This window comes from Pseudomonas fluorescens, from assembly GCF_902497785.1.
Classification (GTDB): domain Bacteria; phylum Pseudomonadota; class Gammaproteobacteria; order Pseudomonadales; family Pseudomonadaceae; genus Aquipseudomonas; species Aquipseudomonas fluorescens_BO.
In genome coordinates this window covers 89200-104933 of sequence record NZ_CABVHK010000018.1, presented here as the reverse complement: position 1 = coordinate 104933, position 15734 = coordinate 89200, and the positions used below count along the sequence as shown (strand labels likewise).

Sequence of the window (15734 nt, the reverse complement as noted above, 5' to 3'; positions counted from 1 at the left end):
CGAAGAGGCCATCACCTTCACCGCAAAAACAAGAGAACAACCCATGCCCGGACTCAGCAAAATCCTCATCGCCAACCGCGGTGAAATCGCCTGCCGCATCCAGCGCACCGCCCAGGCCCTGGGCTACCGCACCGTGGCCGTGTTCAGCGATGCCGACGCCGATGCCCTGCACGTGCAGATCGCCGACGAAGCCGTCAACATCGGTCCAGCCCCGGTGCAGCAGTCCTACTTGAACATCCCGGCCATCCTCGACGCCGCCCGCCGCACCGGCGCCGACGCGATCCACCCCGGTTATGGCTTCCTTTCGGAAAACGCCGAATTCGCCCGCGCCTGTCAGCACGCCGGCATCACCTTCATCGGCCCCAGCGCCGACGCCATCGAACTGATGGGCAGCAAACGCCTGTCAAAAATAGCCATGCTTGAGGCCGGTGTACCGTGCATCGAAGGCTATCAAGGCGCCGGGCAGGACGACGCCACGCTGAGCCGTGAAGCCGGGCGCATCGGCTATCCGCTGATGATCAAGGCGAGTGCTGGCGGTGGCGGGCGTGGCATGCGTCTGGTGCAGGATGCCGCTGATCTGTTGGCACAGATTCGCACCGCCCGCTCCGAAGCGTTGCACGGGTTTGGCAGCGACGAACTGATCCTCGAACAGGCGCTGATCGATCCGCGCCATGTCGAGGTGCAGTTGTTCGGCGACCAACACGGCAACCTGATCTACCTCGGCGAGCGCGACTGTTCGATCCAGCGCCGCCACCAGAAAGTCATCGAGGAGGCCCCCTGCCCGGTGATGACCGCCGAGTTGCGTCAGGCCATGGGCGAAGCGGCGCTCAAGGCCGGTCGAGCGGTGAACTACGTCGGCGCCGGCACCGTGGAATTTCTGCTGGATGCGCGCGGGCAGTTTTACTTTCTGGAAATGAACACCCGGTTGCAGGTTGAGCACCCGGTGACGGAACTGATCACTGGCCTCGATCTGGTGGCCTGGCAACTGCGCGTCGCCGAAGGGCTGCCGTTGCCGCTGCGCCAGGAACAGGTGCAACTCAACGGCCACGCCATGGAAGTGCGCTTGTATGCCGAAGACCCGAGCCAAACGTTTCTGCCACAAACCGGGCGGATCACTGCCTGGGAACCGGCCTCACAGGGCGGCGTTCGGATCGATCATGGCTTGATCGAAGGCCAGCACGTCAGCCCGTTCTACGACCCGCTGCTGGGCAAGATCATCGCCCACGGCGCCACTCGCGAAGAAGCCCGACGCAAATTACTGCGAGCGGTACAGGACAGCGTGCTACTGGGCCTGCCGAGCAATCAGCGCTTGCTCGCCAGCCTGCTCGAACATCCGCATTTCATCAGCGGCGACTTCAGCACCGGATTCATCCCCACGCATTTCGCCGACCACCCTTGCCTGCATACGCACATACCCAGCGCAGAAGAGCTGGCGATCGCCGCCGCGCTGTTCTATCAGGCTTCAGCGCAGGCTCATTCCGCCGCACTGGCCGGCTGGCGCAATAACGCAAGTGTGCCGCTGCACTTTCGCATCGGCCTGGAGGATCAGGACTGGCCGGTGCAATTGAACGCGGTGCCAGGCGAACCGTACCGAATCCAAGTCGCCGCGCAGCCTGTCGAACTGAAGGTCATCCAGTGCGACGGACGCTGGGCCACGCTGGAAATCGATGGCGTCCGCCAGCGTCACGCCTACCGCCTCGACGCCGGGCAACTGTGGCTGTTCACCCGTCCCGGCAGTGTGCGTCTGGTGGACCGTACTCAGGTGCCGGTCAGCGGCCAGGCCGCCGTCAGCTCCGGCACGTTGAAGGCACCGATGGACGGCGCGATCGTCGATGTGCTGGTCACTGAAGGCAGCCCGGTCAGCAAAGGTCAGCTGCTGGTGGTGCTGGAAGCGATGAAGATGGAGCACCCGCTGAAATCCGGCATAGACGGCGTGCTCAAACGTTTGCAGGTCCGGGTCGGCGATCAGGTGAAAAATCGTCAGATTCTGTTGGAAGTCGAATAAGCCGCTAGGCGGATCCGCCGGGTTTGGCTACGCTCAAGCCCTATCACGACGCGGATACCAGGAACCCTGCAATGCCTCATTGGCTGGTGATAGATCTGGAAGCCACCACCGATGAGGGTGGCTGGCCAGTGACGGAAATGGAGATCATCGAAATCGGCGCCACGCTGGTGGACCGGGCGGGTCGGGAACTGGACCATTTCCAGCGCTTCGTGCGACCGTTGCGACGGCCGCTGCTCACGCCGTTCTGCCGGGAACTGACGCACATAACCCAGGCCAATATCGATACCGCGCAACCGCTGACCGAGGTCTGGCCGGCCTTCGAACGCTGGCTCGGCCAGCATCATTCGCGACTGGAGGGCTGGGCCAGTTGGGGTGATTACGACCGTAAACAACTGCTTCAGGAATGGCAGCGTCTGCAACTCGACAGCCAACTGAGCCGCGTGCCGCACATGAACCTCAAGCAGCGTTTTGCCAAGGCCCGACGCCTGGAACGCCCGCTGGGACTCAATGGAGCGCTGCAACTGGCGGGCATGCAGTTCAGTGGCCAGCAGCACCGGGCGCTGGAAGATGCGCGAAATACAGCGCGTCTGTTACCGCTGGTTCTTCCGCTCTAGAAAGGTGACGACGACAAGGGCCTTGTGCATACTGGCCGGCCCTTTTCAGCCCTTTTCGAGGAATCGCCCATGTTTAAAGTCAACGAGTACTTCGACGGCACCGTCAAGTCGATCGCTTTCGGCACTGCTGAAGGTCCGGCGACCATTGGCGTCATGGCCCCGGGCGAATACGAATTCGGCACCAGCCAGCGTGAAATCATGCACGTAGTAACCGGCGCCCTGACCGTCAAACTGCCAGACAGCACCGACTGGGAAACCTTCGCTGCCGGCAGCCAGTTCAACGTGCCGGCGAACAGCAAGTTCCAGCTGAAAGTGGCCGTCGACACCGCTTACCTGTGCGAATACCGCGGCTAAAACCACGGGTTTTCACAGCGCAAAAAAATGCCCGTGTCCAAGGACACGGGCATTTTTCATTGTGGGTTCTTTACTCGAGGACCGTGACCGGCATGCCGATTTCGAGCTGGCCATAACCGTCATTGACCAGATTCTGTCCAAACATCGCACCCTCTTCCTGAGCGCGGTATTTCTGCAACGTCGCCAACGGTTCACGGTCGTCGCTGCGCAAACCGGTTTGCGGATCGACGGTGGTCAGGATGCAACGTGAGCATGGCTTGACCACGCGAAATTCGACGTCGCCGATCCGGATACGTTTCCACTGATCCTCGGCAAATGCTTCGCTGCCCTCGATCACCAGATTCGGCCGAAAACGCAACATTTCCAGGGGCCGGCCGACCTTTTGTGATAAATCCTGCAGCGACGCCTGGCCGATCAGCAGCAACGGGAAGCCATCGGCGAACGCTACCTGATCGTCATCCTTGCCGTAGCCGGCCTGAGTGGTGCGCGCACGATCCAGAGGGATCTGCACCAGTCGAGTCGGCTTGCCGATGAACTCACTGACCCAGGCACCCGCCTCGTCACCGGCATCGGGGACTCGCAAACTGTCCTTGAAGATGGTCACGCCGCGCAGTTCAGCGTCGCTGGCGGGCATGGCGACATCGACCGCCGCGTAGCCGGGGGCGCTGAGGGTCAAGCCACCGTCGGCATTCCACAACGCCGACAACTGACTCATCTTTCCCGCCACACGCTGGCTCAGGAAACGCCCGCTGGCCTCGTCCACCAGCATCCAGCGTCGGTCTCCGTCCAGCCCCAGTTTGTCGAGGCCGGCCTGCCGCAGCGGCTCGCCCTTGCAGGATTTCAACGGATAACGATAAAGCGCGCTCAGACGCAGCATGGACAGCTTCCTGATGGATAAAACGCCACCCTATACGAGCTTGTCCAGCGAATCAAAGATTGAGAACGGGACCGTATCCCGTGTGGGAGCGCGCCTGGGTGGCGAGGGGATTTATCCCCGTTGGGCAGCAGAGCTGCCCCCAGAGCGTTTGCGCTGACTATCAGTTGGGAATCATGTGCAGTTTTACGACTGCTTCGCAGCCGAACGGGGTGATGCGGCATTCCGATAAATCCCCTCGCCACACTGGCCCGCACAGGGTCTGCATCGTTATCAGGCAGGCACTTCGTCCAGCATCAAGCGCTGACGCACCACGTCCACCAGTTTGTCCGGCTGGAATTTGGAGAGGAAGTTGTCGCAGCCGACCTTCTTGACCATCGAGTCGTTGAAGCTCCCGGACAGCGAAGTGTGCAGCACCACATACAGCCCACGCAGACGCGGATCGTTGCGGATTTCGGTGGTGAGACGGTAGCCATCCATTTCCGGCATTTCCGCATCGGTGAACACCATCAGCAGTTTGTCGGTCATGTTCACGCCGGTATCGGCCCAGCCCTTGAGCATGTTCAGCGCCTTCAGGCCGTCGCTGGCGATGTGCATTTTCACCCCCAACTGGCCGAGGGTGTCGCGCAATTGCGAGAGGGCCACGTTGGAATCGTCTACCAGAAGCACTTCGCGGCCCCGGGCGCGCTCCAGCACCGGGTCGTCAAGTTTGTCGCGGGAGACCTTGGCGTTGTAAGGGACGATTTCCGCCAGGACTTTTTCGACGTCGATGATTTCCACCAACTGATCGTCGACCTTGCTGATAGCGGTCAGGTAGTGCTGGCGGCCGGCGCTGGCAGGCGGCGGCAAAATGGCTTCCCAGTTCATGTTGACGATGCGATCCACACCACCCACCAGGAACGCCTGCACCGAACGGTTGTATTCGGTGACGATGATCGTACTGGTCGGGCTTGGCACCAGCGGGCGCATGCCGATGGCCTGGGACAGATCGATCACCGGCAACGTCTGGCCGCGCAAGTTGACCACGCCGCAGACAAACGGATGGCGCTGAGGCATGAGAGTCAACTTCGGCAGTTGCAGCACTTCCTGCACCTTAAACACGTTGATCGCGAACAATTGACGTCCAGCCAGCCGGAACATGAGAATTTCCAGGCGATTCTCACCCACCAGTTGTGTGCGTTGGTCTACCGTGTCGAGAATGCCGGCCATCAATGACTCCTGTGCTTGTTCTGATGAATTCACTAAAGAGGGTTATCGGCGGTAATTGCCGGACCTTGACCCCCGGACAAAATGCAACGCTCAAGCATTGATGTCACATTAACATCATGCTTTACTGAACTACATCAGCCAATTTGATGTTTTCCGGCGGCGCGACCACAGTTCGCACGTTAGGTTCCCGCACGTAAGGGATTCCCCTAGTAACAATCAGGCCCAACCTGATATTCGCAATATCCAATAGCCATTAATGTGACGCCATTCTCATTGCATGAACGGAGTCAGGCTTTTGTGTGCGATCGCAGGTCAGTGGCCATCCACCCTCTCGAGTTCCCCCGCCTGCATCCGGGCGCGCCGGAGCGCGATCTCACCTCGGCATGGCAACGCCATGACGCAGAACATTCTCGCCGACACACACGACATTCCCTCATTTGACATGACGTTGTGGAGATAGACATGCCGTACGACCATAAGGATTGGGCCCAGCGGCTCCCGGAGTTTCTCGTCGAGGCTGAAACGCTCCTGGCCAAATCCGAGGAATGCCTGAGTCACTTGCAACTGATCAGCAATGACAGGGACGCCATCGACTGCATGCTGAGTTCCCTGCTCAAACTGGCCAGCAAGGCCGATGCTCTTGCGCTTGTCGCCGTGTCGGAGTTTTCGCTGCACATCCATGGCTTGCTTAACCATGCCCAAAACCGTGTCGACCTGCATGATCAGGCATTGGGCGCCTTAAAAGACTGTTTCACATTAATGGCCTGGCAGCTCGAGCTGATCGATCAGAGCACCGGGCAACTCGGTCTGGATAACACTGAACAGACCTCCCTGATCGAAGCTTTCGCCTACCAGGTCGGGCAAAGCCAGTTTCAGGCACCTGTTAATTCGAGACCGTTCAGGCTCGTACCCTTTTCCGAAAAGCAGGCTTGAGTCCCGTCTGAAAGCTATCCCGCGATTCATATTCTTACTGCCGCAAGGGCGTGCTGATAACTTGAGCACGCACATGTCGCAATTGAATACCTCATACCTGTCACCGACAGCTCTCTACAAATAACTTCATATCTCCGACTTTTTCCATTGTGGAACTAACGTCCAGAATCCCCATGTCTGCATGTATAGACATATATACCGAGCGCGACCGACGGTATGTTAGGTGTTAGTATGCCGACCATTAGTTGACGTCAATTAATACACAGTGACTCAGACAGAGACCCGTCGGCTTGACCGGTCTGCCCCCAGCGAACATCTATTGGCTCCATCCGCTATGTACGCCAGCCTCAAGTCAATCACCCTGTGGCCCCCCTCCCGAGAAAACGCGCGTCGGTTCACACTGTTGCTGTGTACCTGTTCGGCGCTGGGCAGCCTGCTGGTGTACAGCCTTTCGACTCATCTGCCACTCAGTCTGCTGCTGCTTAATATGGCCGCGCTGAGCTGTGTGTGGGCGCAGCATTGCCTTTCGCGCAAATCGATAAAGTTTGAGCCTCAAGAGCTGGCAGACCGACTATTGAAGGTTCAGGAAAACGAACGTCACCGGCTAAGTCGGGAATTGCATGACGATATCGGCCAATTACTGACCGCGGCAAAACTGCAAAGTGATTGGCTTAAACGCCGTATCCCCGAAGAGCTGCAAGAGCAATGCTCGGTCCTCTGCGCCACGCTCGAAGAGACCCTGGCCAAAGTGCGTGATGTATCGGCCATCCTCAATCCCCGGCAGTTGACAAGCCTGGGGTTGGAAGCCAGCTTGCGTGCGCACTTGCTCAAGACACTGAGTAACACACCGGTGCACTGGAGCCTTGAATGTCACTCACGCCTGACGGGAATCCCGGAAGAAATGGCGGTGGCGGCTTTTCGAATTACCCAGGAAGCGGTGACCAACATGCTGCGTCACGCCGAAGCGAAAAACCTGTTGGTCCGCCTGCAGCGACAGCCCGAGGGTCTCGCACTGTTGATCAGTGATGACGGCCTGGGATTCGCGCCGGCGACAGACCCTGGTCGGGAGGGCCAACGCGGTATGGCCGGGATGTCGGAACGCATCGATCAGTTGGACGGCACCCTCGTCGTGACCAGCGAACCGGGTAAAGGCACTCAAATCGAAGCTCTTTTCCCGTGGGCGCCGCGCGCGCTCGAGCGGGCCAGCACCCATAAGGTTATGCGTTGACTTGTAACTTACTTTTGGTGGATGACCACTCGCTTATCAGGGCTGGCGTACGCGCTCTGGTACTGGATATTCCAGGCTACGCCGTCGTGGGTGAAGCCAATGACGGCTCGCAGCTGCTCGAGATGGTCGAGCAACTGTCCCCGGATATCGTGCTGCTGGATATTTCAATGAAAGAAACCGGCGGGCTGGAAGCATTGCAGCGGCTCAAACGAGTACGCCCGCAAAGCAAAGTGCTGATCCTGTCGATGCACACCGACCCGGCGCTCATCATGCAGGCACTGGAATCCGGCGCCCACGGCTATCTGCTCAAGGACACTACGGCGACCGAGCTCGAACACGCCCTGGAGGCCCTGCGCAACAACGAGCGTTACCTGAGCCCGGCCATCGCCCATACGGTCATCACCCAGGCACTGACCCGAAATCAGAAACACCAGCCGGAACCCGCCGATTCGCACAACCTGACGGCACGCCAGCTGGAGATCCTTCGCCTGATTGTCCGCGGAAAATCCACCCGGGAAATCGCCAACGGCTTGGGGCTGAGTATCAAGACCGTCGAAACCCATCGCTCACAGATCATGAAACGCCTGCAAATCTACGACGTTGCAGGCCTGGTGCTGTTTGCCGTGCGTGAGCACATCATCAGTCTGGATGATTGATAGCAACTGTCGCGCTCAGCAACGGCGAGTTTTCGGGCAAATGCACCCGCAATGCCGCCGGCCGCGCCGAGAAACGCAAGTTGTCGCCCTCCATCGGCTCGCCATCGAGGTTGATGGAAAGGCCTTCAGACACCTTGATCTCGACCCATGGCAGGCGTGCGCGGACAAACATGTTGTCGATGCCGAAGCCATCCGTCAGCAGGCTCTTCAGCGTACCGACCACTTCCTGCGGTGCAGGCAGAATGCTGATATCCAGCAGACCGTCGTCAACCAGCGCCTGCGGACACAATAGTTGACCACCGCCCGCTTGCCGCCCATTGCCTATCCCCAGCGCCAGCAGGTCGCCGCTCCACTGAAAATCCGGTCCATGCAACTCCCCATAGGCCGCATGCAACTCGCTGAACCGTGTTAAACCGGTGAACAGGTAAGCCGCACCGCCGAGCACTTTCTTCAAGTCCTCCGAGGTATTTGCCGTGACCTGGCTACCGAAGCCGCCCGTGGCCATATTCAGAAACACTTGCCCGCCGACCTCACCCAGATCAATCGCCTTCGGTTCAACCTCCAGAAGATCCAAAGCCTGATCGGGTTCCAGAGGGACGCCCGCCGCCCGGGCGAAATCGTTGGCGGTGCCCAAAGGCATCAGCACGAGACTGGCTGGCGTCGAATGTGCAGCCATGGCCTCGGCAATATCGCGCAGCGTCCCGTCACCGCCGCCAGCAATAATCTGCTGATAGCCCGCAGCCAGTGCTTCACCTACCAGCCGTTGGGCGTCGCCGCCTTCCCAGGTCAGTCGCACCGCCAAGTCCCAACCCTGCGTGCGCTTGCCCTCAACGGCGGCCCGGACCTCATCGTTGAGCGCCTGCTTGCCATGCAGAATCAACAGCGCCTTGCGATCGCTCATTGTGGTCACTCCCATAAATGAATGCTTTCTGGGAGATGTGGACCTCGTGGCGCCCAATAAAAGTCGCAGGAAATTGAAATATTTCCGACGGCTGTGCGTTGGGGTCCTACAGGGTGGGATTTTTTCTTACAAAACGTGAGGAATCGGCTCAATTGACCCCTCCATGGGATTGGTACACCTTGGGGCTGCGGTTTATCAGCCATCCGCAGGATTACAGGGACGTACGATGCAAAGCCATGTCAGCAGAGCCCAACAGCACACCGAATTCAATAACAGCGCAACACCCACAGGAGCAGTTGAAATGGAACCTCGCGTCGTTGAACTGGAAACGCACCTCAAAAACATCCGCAGGGAAATGGAGGAAGTGCGCAGGGACGTCAAATCCATAAGACACAGGCTCGCCTACTCAGCAGGCGGAACAGCCGTGGTGCTTGGGCTTCTGGCGTGGATTTCCAATAGCCGGTTCGACCAGCTCGTGTCACTTCTTCTGCGTTGAGACGCTGCCCGTACTGTAACCCCGGTTCCATCAACCGGGTTTACGTGCCGACCGCGACGCAGGGATCAACCCAGGACTTCGCTCAACGGAATGAAGCTCACACTGTCACCTTCAATCAACGTGCGATCTTCCAGGACTTCGACCAGACCATCAGCCCAGGCGGCGCTGCGCAGGACACCCGAACTCTGGTTTTTGTAGATGATCGCCCGGCCATTCTCCAGACGGCCACGCAAATACTCGCGTCGATTGCCGGCTTTGCGCCAGGCAAACCCCGCCGGCACCTGAAACTTGAGGGGAGCAACCTCTTTTACGCCTTGGCGGCGCAAGAGATAGGGCCTTGCCAACAACGCAAAGGTCACCAGAGTCGATGCCGGATTACCCGGCAACCCAATCACTGGCACGCCTCGAAAATGCCCAAACGTCAGCGGCTTGCCCGGTTTGATCGCCAGTTTCCACAACGTGAGCTCGCCCTCCTCGCGCAGTGCAATGCCCAGGAAGTCAGCCTCCCCGACGGATACGCCACCCGTTGAAAGAATCAGGTCGACATCCTTGAGCTCACCCAGGCGGGCACGCGTGGTCTCAAGGTTATCCGCAAGAATACCGGCGTCGATCACCTCACAACCCAAGCGTTGCAACCAACTGCAGAGCAATACCCGATTACTGTTGTAGATCTGGCCTGGCCCCAGTGTTTGACCTGGCTCAACCAATTCGTCACCGGTGGACAGTACCGCGACGCGGACCTTGCGGATGACGTCCAGCTCCGCGCATCCCAGTGATGCAGCGAGGCCTTGCTCAATCGGCCCAAGGCGGGTGCCTGCCGGCAGAATCAGTTCACCCACCGTGGTTTCCTGTCCCTGCGTACGGATATTGTTTCCGGGCGTCAGGGTTTCAGTGAAACGCACGCGACCATCCGCCTGGACTTCGGCGTTTTCCTGCATCTCGACACAATCGGCCCCTGCGGGAACCGGAGCGCCAGTGAAAATTCGCGCACAGGTACCCGGCTTTAACGGATCGGGGGCGCTGCCGGCAAAAATCTTCTGACTGACCACCAACGGCTCACCCGTCCAGTCCGCCGTGCGCAAGGCGTAACCGTCCATTGCGCTGTTAGGCCACGGAGGCAGATCCAGCGTCGAGATCAGGTCGTCGGCCAGCACACGGCCCTCCACTTGCGCCAAGGGCAAGCGTTCTCGCTCAACTATGGGCGTCGCTTCGGCCATTTCCAGCAAGCGCGCCAGTGCTACCTCGACAGCCATCAGCGTGGATGTCTTGCCTGGCTTACCCGCGGGATTCACAGGGTGCCGCCTGTTTCAGGTGAGGTACGAAATTGCAGGGGCGGTGCCGTGAGTCCAGCTGTTCCGCCAAAATGCCATCCCAACCGGTGCGCACGGCATTGGTCGAACCCGGCAAGCAGCAGACCAAGGTGCCATTGGCGAGCCCCGCCAGGGCACGGGATTGAACGGTGGAAGTGCCGATATCGGCCACCGAAATCTGCCGGAACAGCTCACCAAAACCATCGACCTGCTTGTCCAGCAAGCAGCTCACCGCTTCGGGTGTGCTGTCACGTCCGGTAAACCCGGTGCCGCCGGTGATCAATACGACCTGCACCACATCATCGGCAATCCAGTTGGCGACTTGCGCGCGGATTTTGTAGAGGTCATCTTTGAGCAGAACCCGGGAGGCCAGGTTGTGCCCGGCCGCAGTCAGCCGGTCGACGAAGACCTGGCCTGATGTGTCGGTTTCCAGCGTACGGGTGTCACTGACAGTCAACACCGCAATGTTGAGCGGTGCGAAAGGTACATCAGCCTTGGCTTTCATAGGCTCGTCCAGTTGTAGGAGAAACAGCCCGGTGTTATATCACAGCGCCTGCTTTTTTCACCGCCCCCATGGAGACCGGCCATGACCTTGAATACACATTTGTCGCCCTGCTCGATTCTGCTGCTGGCGGGTGGTCGCGGCCAGCGCATGGGCGGTCAGGACAAAGGCTTGATCGAGTGGCACGGTGAACCGCTGATTGCGCATTTGCATCGAAAAACCCGCCCGCTGAGCGATGACTTGATCATCTCCTGCAACCGCAATCCGGAAAAATATGCACCCTATGCCGATCAACTGGTGCATGACGACGAAGGCGACTTCCCGGGCCCCCTGGCCGGTATGCGTGCGGGCCTGAAGGCGGCTCGGCACGCTTATTTGATGGTGTTGCCGTGTGATGTGCCGCGAGTCGATGCGGCACTGCTCCACAGCATGCGCGAAACCGCCAGCCAGCATCCGGACAAACCGCTGATGCTGCGCCACGATGAACACTGGGAACCCTTGCTGTGCATCATTCCCGTCGCCCTGCGTGAAGCATTCGACACTGCCTGGCATGAGGGTGAACGCAGTCCGGGTCGTCTGATGCGCAAACTGGGTGCAACCGCCCTGCAATGTCCCGACAACGACCCTCGACTGGCGAACCTCAATACCCCGGAGCTGTTGAACATTCACCCGCATGTGTCAGAGTGACACTAGCCAAGGAACTTGCGCGCGTTGTATACGTCTCACGCTCAGTAACTAAAAGAATTTCTATTCGGAGACACACTCATGACTCAACGGACCCTCGCCACTCTCATGCTCGCACTGGGCCTCGCTACCCTCGCCGGTTGCTCGTCGCCTACAGTGATCACCTTGAATGACGGTCGCGAAATCCAGGCCGTCGACACCCCAAAATATGACGACGAAGCTGGCTTCTACGAGTTTGAACAGCTGGATGGCAAGCAAACACGCGTCAACAAGGATCAGGTTCGTACCGTTAAAGAGCTGTAATTCTTGCGGCGACACCGGATACGAAAAAGCCCGCTTTAAGCGGGCTTTTTCGTGGCTAAAAAACGACGGCTACCATTGCAGGGTGATAGCGCTTTCAAAGTTTCTGTCCTCCCCGGTGACGGGGTCCACAAACCGCAGCCCTTGCGCGAGTAACTTCAAGGGATTGGCGTAGTCATCCTCAACATCCTTGAGCACGTGGGGATAAAACGGGTCATTGCAGATACTGGCGCCCAATGCGGTCATGTGCACGCGCAACTGGTGCTTTTTGCCGGTTACCGGGTAGAGCGCATAGCGCCAGAGCTCACCGTTTTTCTCCCGGACTTCGACCGCCGTCTCGGTATTGCTGACGCCAGGCCCTTCCTGCATGCGGAAGAAAGGTTCGCCATCAACAAGTCGACTCTTATGGACCAGGGGAAAGGCCAGATCTGGCAGTGCCCGGGCGATGGCCTCGTAGCGTTTTTCTATCTGACGCGTGGGAAATAACGACTGATACGCCGAACGGCTTTGAGGGTTGGCTGAAAACAACACCAGCCCCGCCGTATGCCGGTCGATACGATGCAGAGGCACCAGGTGCGGGTTATCCAGCCTGCGGATCAATCGCCGCAGCAGCGTCTGCTCTACGTACTCACCGGCGGGTGTCACGGGCAGGAAATGCGGCTTGTCCGCCACCACCAGATGCTCGTCCGCATACAGAATCGATTCGGTCACCGGAATCGGCTTTTCATCCGGCACTTCGCGGAAATAGTGAATTCGCAGACCTTCCTTGTAGGCAAGATCAAGGGTGATGGGCACGCCGTGCCCGTCAAGAACGCGGCCACGAGCGATTCTGTCCAGCCATTGTTCACGATCGATAGCGCTGAAATGTTCACACAGGCAATCGAGTACCGTTTGCCACGGGCCAGGTGGCAGGTAAAGCGTGCTGGCCTGGCTGTGTGCAGCAGAAAAAGATGAAGTGGACATACGAAGCTCTGACTCTTGATACAGGGCGGCATTATCAAGCAGCGGCCGGAACGAACCTAGCAGAGAATCCTCAAGCCGGTATCGACTGCGCACGCGCCGCGGCTTCGGTGAACTCCTTGAGCCAGCGCAACACATCGACGGCTTCCCAGCGCCCCGGATCATAAAGTGCGTATAACAACCCCTGATAACCCACCACATCCAGTTGCCGGTGATAACCCGCGCGCTGGAACAGTGCTTCAATCTCGGCAAAGCAGGTATTGAAATGCAGTTTGTTGAAGGGGGTTTTTCCTTCCGTGACCAGGCCATCCAGACGCAACTCGGTGACGGCCTCACGTACCACGTCCACCGACATCCGGTTCACGCTGTTTTTTAATTGTTCGACATTGACCAATGGTTCATCCCTCTGACTTTCGGGATACCCTGCCCAACCCCGAGCGAAGGGGAAAGCATGACAGGCAATCCGGGAAACTGTATGAACATACAGTAACCGAATAACCTGTGTTTCGCCAATGGATGAAACTTACACCGCGACGGGTGGAGCCTCGGGTCAGCGCAAGAACGCCACAACCTGGTCCGCATCGAAAGGCCAGTCCAGCTCGGCGCCGGTGTCCAGACGCCGTAGAACCGGTATGCGTAAACCGTAGTCTTCGACCCAGTCCTCGCTTTCTGCGATATCGACCAGCTCCACCATCAAACCGTGCTCGACAAACTCCATCAGCATGGCTTCGGCCACTTCACAAAGATGGCACCCAAGGGTGCCGAACAGCTGACATTCAGGAGGCATGAGCACAGGATCCGGCAAAGTAGGCGTACATTCTAGGCCCACGATCCGAAGCAGTCGAGCCACTGAACCGGCGGAAAGACGAGGGTGCAATTCAAAATATTTGCGCAAACTCCTGACTCAAATCATTCGCGCTTAATGACATTTGCCCGATGCTCGCGGCTTTTTTGCTTCTACGCTTGAGTAGTTCGCCCCATCACCGGAGTTTTCAGTGTTCGCCAACCTGTTGATCATTCTCGCCTCCTCCCTGGTGGTGATTGCACTGTTCCAGCGCCTGCGTCTGCCGCCCGTGCTGGGCTACCTGTGCGTGGGTCTGATGATCGGGCCGACGGCCTTCAACTGGGTGAATGAAAACGAAGATTTGCCTGACCTTGCCGAACTTGGGGTGGTGTTTCTGCTGTTCTCGCTGGGTCTCGAGTTTTCCCTGACGAAAATGATCGCGTTGCGCAAAGTGGTGTTCAGGCTGGGAGGCCTGCAAGTGCTGCTCACCGCGATCCTGCTGGGCAGTCTGTTGATGCTGTCTGGCATGGCCACCACGCCTGCGTTGCTGCTCGGCGCCGGTCTGTCACTGTCTTCGACTGCGATTGTCAGCAAGGAACTGGGCAGCCTTGGGGAAATTTTCAGCAGCCACGGCCAGAATGCAATTGCCGTGCTGCTGTTCCAGGACGTCGTTGCGGTGTTGCTGCTGACCTTGGTGCCGGTGTTCGCCGGCAGCAGCGATCAGGCCTGGTATTGGGCGCTGCCCTTGACGCTCGGCAAGACCGTTGTGTTGTTCGTCGGCCTGCTGTTGGCCAGTCGCTTCTTGCTGCCGCGTTTGTTTCATGAAGTGGCTGCCGCCCGCTCCCCGGAACTGTTTGTCCTGCTGGCGCTGGTGATCGTTTTACTGACGGCCTGGCTGACTCATCTGCTGGGACTGTCCCCTGCCCTGGGTGCCTTTCTCGCCGGCATGCTGCTTGGAGAAAGCCACTATCGCCATCAGATTGAAGCGGACATTCGCCCGTTTCGCGACATCCTGCTCGGGGTGTTCTTTGTCAGTATCGGCATGCTTATCGACTTGCAACTGTTCGTCAGCCACGGGGTGCTGATCGTCGGCCTGACCTTGGGGTTACTGTTGATCAAGGGTTGCGTGGTCGCGTTGCTGGTGAAATGGCGCGGCAGTGATGGCGAAACTGCCTGGCGCAGCGGTCTGGCATTGGCTCAGGGCGGGGAATTCTGCTTTGCGCTGATGGCGCTGATGCAGCAAAACAAACTGATGCCCGCAGACGTCGGCGGACTGCTGCTGGCAGCGACCTTCTGTTCGATGTTGGTGACACCGCTGCTGCTACGCGCGGCACCGCGCATCGCGGCCCGGTTGCATCGCAAGCCAAACGAAGAAGCGAAACTCGAGGAAATCAGCGCCCTTAATGCCGGCCTGCACGGCCACGTGGTGATTTGCGGCTACGGCCGCGTCGGTCAGTCTATCGGCCGCTTTCTACAGCGCGCGCAGCAAGCCTATGTTGCTCTGGACAGCGATCCGGTGAGGGTTCAGGAGGCCGCCGTCGGTGAAACCTGCGTGCATTACGGTGACTCCCGGCGTGGTGAATTGCTGGTCGCCGTAGGACTGGAGCGCGCCAGGCTGCTGGTGATCGCCGTGGACCAGACGGACATTGCCCTGGTGATCCTCAAGGAAGCACGCCGGTTCAACCCGGGCGTGCCGATCCTGGTTCGTACCCGGGACGACAGCCAATTGGCCGAGTTGAAAGCGGCAGGAGCCAATGAAGTGGTACCCGAGGTGCTGGAGTCCAGTCTCATGCTCGCCTCTCACGCGCTGATCATGCTGGGCTTCCCCGGGCAGCAGGTGCAAGACCGTGTCGATCTGGTGCGACGCGACCGCTACCGCTTGCTGCACGACTTTTACCCGGGTGCCGACGATGAGGAAAAGTGA

The 15734-nt window shown here is 59.0% G+C and carries 18 protein-coding genes; 10 read left to right on the top strand and 8 right to left on the bottom strand.

Annotated features, from left to right (window positions below; translation table 11 throughout):
- Positions 1–43: 43 nt before the first annotated feature.
- From F8N62_RS24720 to F8N62_RS24710, 3 genes are all read left to right on the top strand, one after another.
- The gene (locus F8N62_RS24720; RefSeq protein WP_150713122.1) at positions 44–2005 is read left to right on the top strand and encodes an acetyl/propionyl/methylcrotonyl-CoA carboxylase subunit alpha; all 1962 of its coding nucleotides are present in this window, start codon (positions 44–46) and stop codon (positions 2003–2005) included.
- A gap of 71 nt (positions 2006–2076) precedes the next feature.
- Positions 2077–2619: an exonuclease domain-containing protein gene (locus tag F8N62_RS24715; protein WP_150713121.1), complete on the top strand. Its 543-nt coding sequence runs from the start codon at positions 2077–2079 to the stop codon at positions 2617–2619.
- Positions 2620–2688: 69 nt separating this feature from the next.
- Positions 2689–2973 (top strand): pyrimidine/purine nucleoside phosphorylase, encoded by a 285-nt coding sequence (locus tag F8N62_RS24710; protein ID WP_010461229.1) that lies wholly within the window; start codon positions 2689–2691, stop codon positions 2971–2973.
- A gap of 70 nt (positions 2974–3043) precedes the next feature.
- Here the strand turns inward: F8N62_RS24710 and F8N62_RS24705 are convergent, their stop codons facing one another.
- A complete protein-coding gene (locus F8N62_RS24705) occupies positions 3044–3850 on the bottom strand; it encodes an MOSC domain-containing protein (protein ID WP_150713120.1) in 807 nt (268 codons plus the stop codon).
- A gap of 270 nt (positions 3851–4120) precedes the next feature.
- On the bottom strand, positions 4121–5056 hold the full coding sequence (locus F8N62_RS24700) for a chemotaxis protein CheV (RefSeq protein WP_150713119.1): 936 nt from the start codon (positions 5054–5056) through the stop codon (positions 4121–4123).
- A 462-nt stretch (positions 5057–5518) separates the two neighbouring features.
- Here F8N62_RS24700 and F8N62_RS24695 point away from each other — a divergent pair, with 462 nt between their 5' ends.
- The 3 genes from F8N62_RS24695 (at position 5519) to F8N62_RS24685 (ending at position 7873) form a co-directional block, all read left to right on the top strand.
- Positions 5519–5989, top strand: a complete 471-nt coding sequence (locus F8N62_RS24695) for a hypothetical protein (protein WP_150713167.1) — start codon at positions 5519–5521, stop codon at positions 5987–5989.
- 334 nt (positions 5990–6323) lie between these two features.
- Entirely contained in the window at positions 6324–7217 is an 894-nt protein-coding gene (locus F8N62_RS24690) for a sensor histidine kinase (protein WP_150713166.1), read from the top strand.
- Complete coding sequence (locus tag F8N62_RS24685; protein ID WP_150713118.1) at positions 7214–7873, top strand: response regulator transcription factor; 660 nt, start codon at positions 7214–7216, stop codon at positions 7871–7873. The genes F8N62_RS24690 and F8N62_RS24685 overlap by 4 nt, the downstream gene beginning before the upstream one ends.
- Here F8N62_RS24685 and yegS read toward each other — a convergent pair.
- Entirely contained in the window at positions 7857–8774 is a 918-nt protein-coding gene (gene yegS / locus F8N62_RS24680) for a lipid kinase YegS (protein ID WP_150713117.1), read from the bottom strand. The genes F8N62_RS24685 and yegS overlap by 17 nt on opposite strands.
- Before the next feature lie 226 nt (positions 8775–9000).
- On the opposite strand from yegS, the gene F8N62_RS24675 reads away from it, so the two are divergent.
- Positions 9001–9270 carry a hypothetical protein gene (locus F8N62_RS24675; protein ID WP_224791409.1) on the top strand — a complete coding sequence of 90 codons (270 nt, stop codon included), beginning with the start codon at positions 9001–9003 and terminating at the stop codon, positions 9268–9270.
- 65 nt (positions 9271–9335) lie between these two features.
- Here the strand turns inward: F8N62_RS24675 and glp are convergent, their stop codons facing one another.
- Both glp and moaB read right to left on the bottom strand, forming a co-directional pair.
- Complete coding sequence (gene glp, locus F8N62_RS24670; RefSeq protein ID WP_150713115.1) at positions 9336–10562, bottom strand: gephyrin-like molybdotransferase Glp; 1227 nt, start codon at positions 10560–10562, stop codon at positions 9336–9338.
- Positions 10546–11085 (bottom strand): molybdenum cofactor biosynthesis protein B, encoded by a 540-nt coding sequence (gene moaB / locus F8N62_RS24665; protein ID WP_096509798.1) that lies wholly within the window; start codon positions 11083–11085, stop codon positions 10546–10548. The genes glp and moaB overlap by 17 nt, the downstream gene beginning before the upstream one ends.
- 81 nt (positions 11086–11166) lie before the next feature.
- Between moaB and mobA the strand changes: the two genes are divergently transcribed.
- Both mobA and F8N62_RS24655 read left to right on the top strand, forming a co-directional pair.
- Entirely contained in the window at positions 11167–11769 is a 603-nt protein-coding gene (gene mobA / locus F8N62_RS24660; protein WP_150713114.1) for a molybdenum cofactor guanylyltransferase MobA, read from the top strand.
- Between the two features lie 78 nt (positions 11770–11847).
- A complete protein-coding gene (locus F8N62_RS24655) occupies positions 11848–12069 on the top strand; it encodes a YgdI/YgdR family lipoprotein (protein WP_150713113.1) in 222 nt (73 codons plus the stop codon).
- A 69-nt stretch (positions 12070–12138) separates the two neighbouring features.
- On the opposite strand, the gene F8N62_RS24650 is transcribed toward F8N62_RS24655, so the two are convergent.
- The 3 genes from F8N62_RS24650 to F8N62_RS24640 form a co-directional block, all read right to left on the bottom strand.
- Complete coding sequence (locus F8N62_RS24650; RefSeq protein ID WP_150713112.1) at positions 12139–13029, bottom strand: pseudouridine synthase; 891 nt, start codon at positions 13027–13029, stop codon at positions 12139–12141.
- A gap of 70 nt (positions 13030–13099) precedes the next feature.
- Positions 13100–13420, bottom strand: a complete 321-nt coding sequence (locus F8N62_RS24645) for a transcriptional regulator (protein ID WP_150713111.1) — start codon at positions 13418–13420, stop codon at positions 13100–13102.
- Between the two features lie 156 nt (positions 13421–13576).
- Positions 13577–13813 (bottom strand): glutaredoxin family protein, encoded by a 237-nt coding sequence (locus F8N62_RS24640; RefSeq protein WP_150713110.1) that lies wholly within the window; start codon positions 13811–13813, stop codon positions 13577–13579.
- Positions 13814–14021: 208 nt separating this feature from the next.
- Between F8N62_RS24640 and F8N62_RS24635 the strand changes: the two genes are divergently transcribed.
- Positions 14022–15734 (top strand): cation:proton antiporter, encoded by a 1713-nt coding sequence (locus tag F8N62_RS24635; RefSeq protein ID WP_150713109.1) that lies wholly within the window; start codon positions 14022–14024, stop codon positions 15732–15734.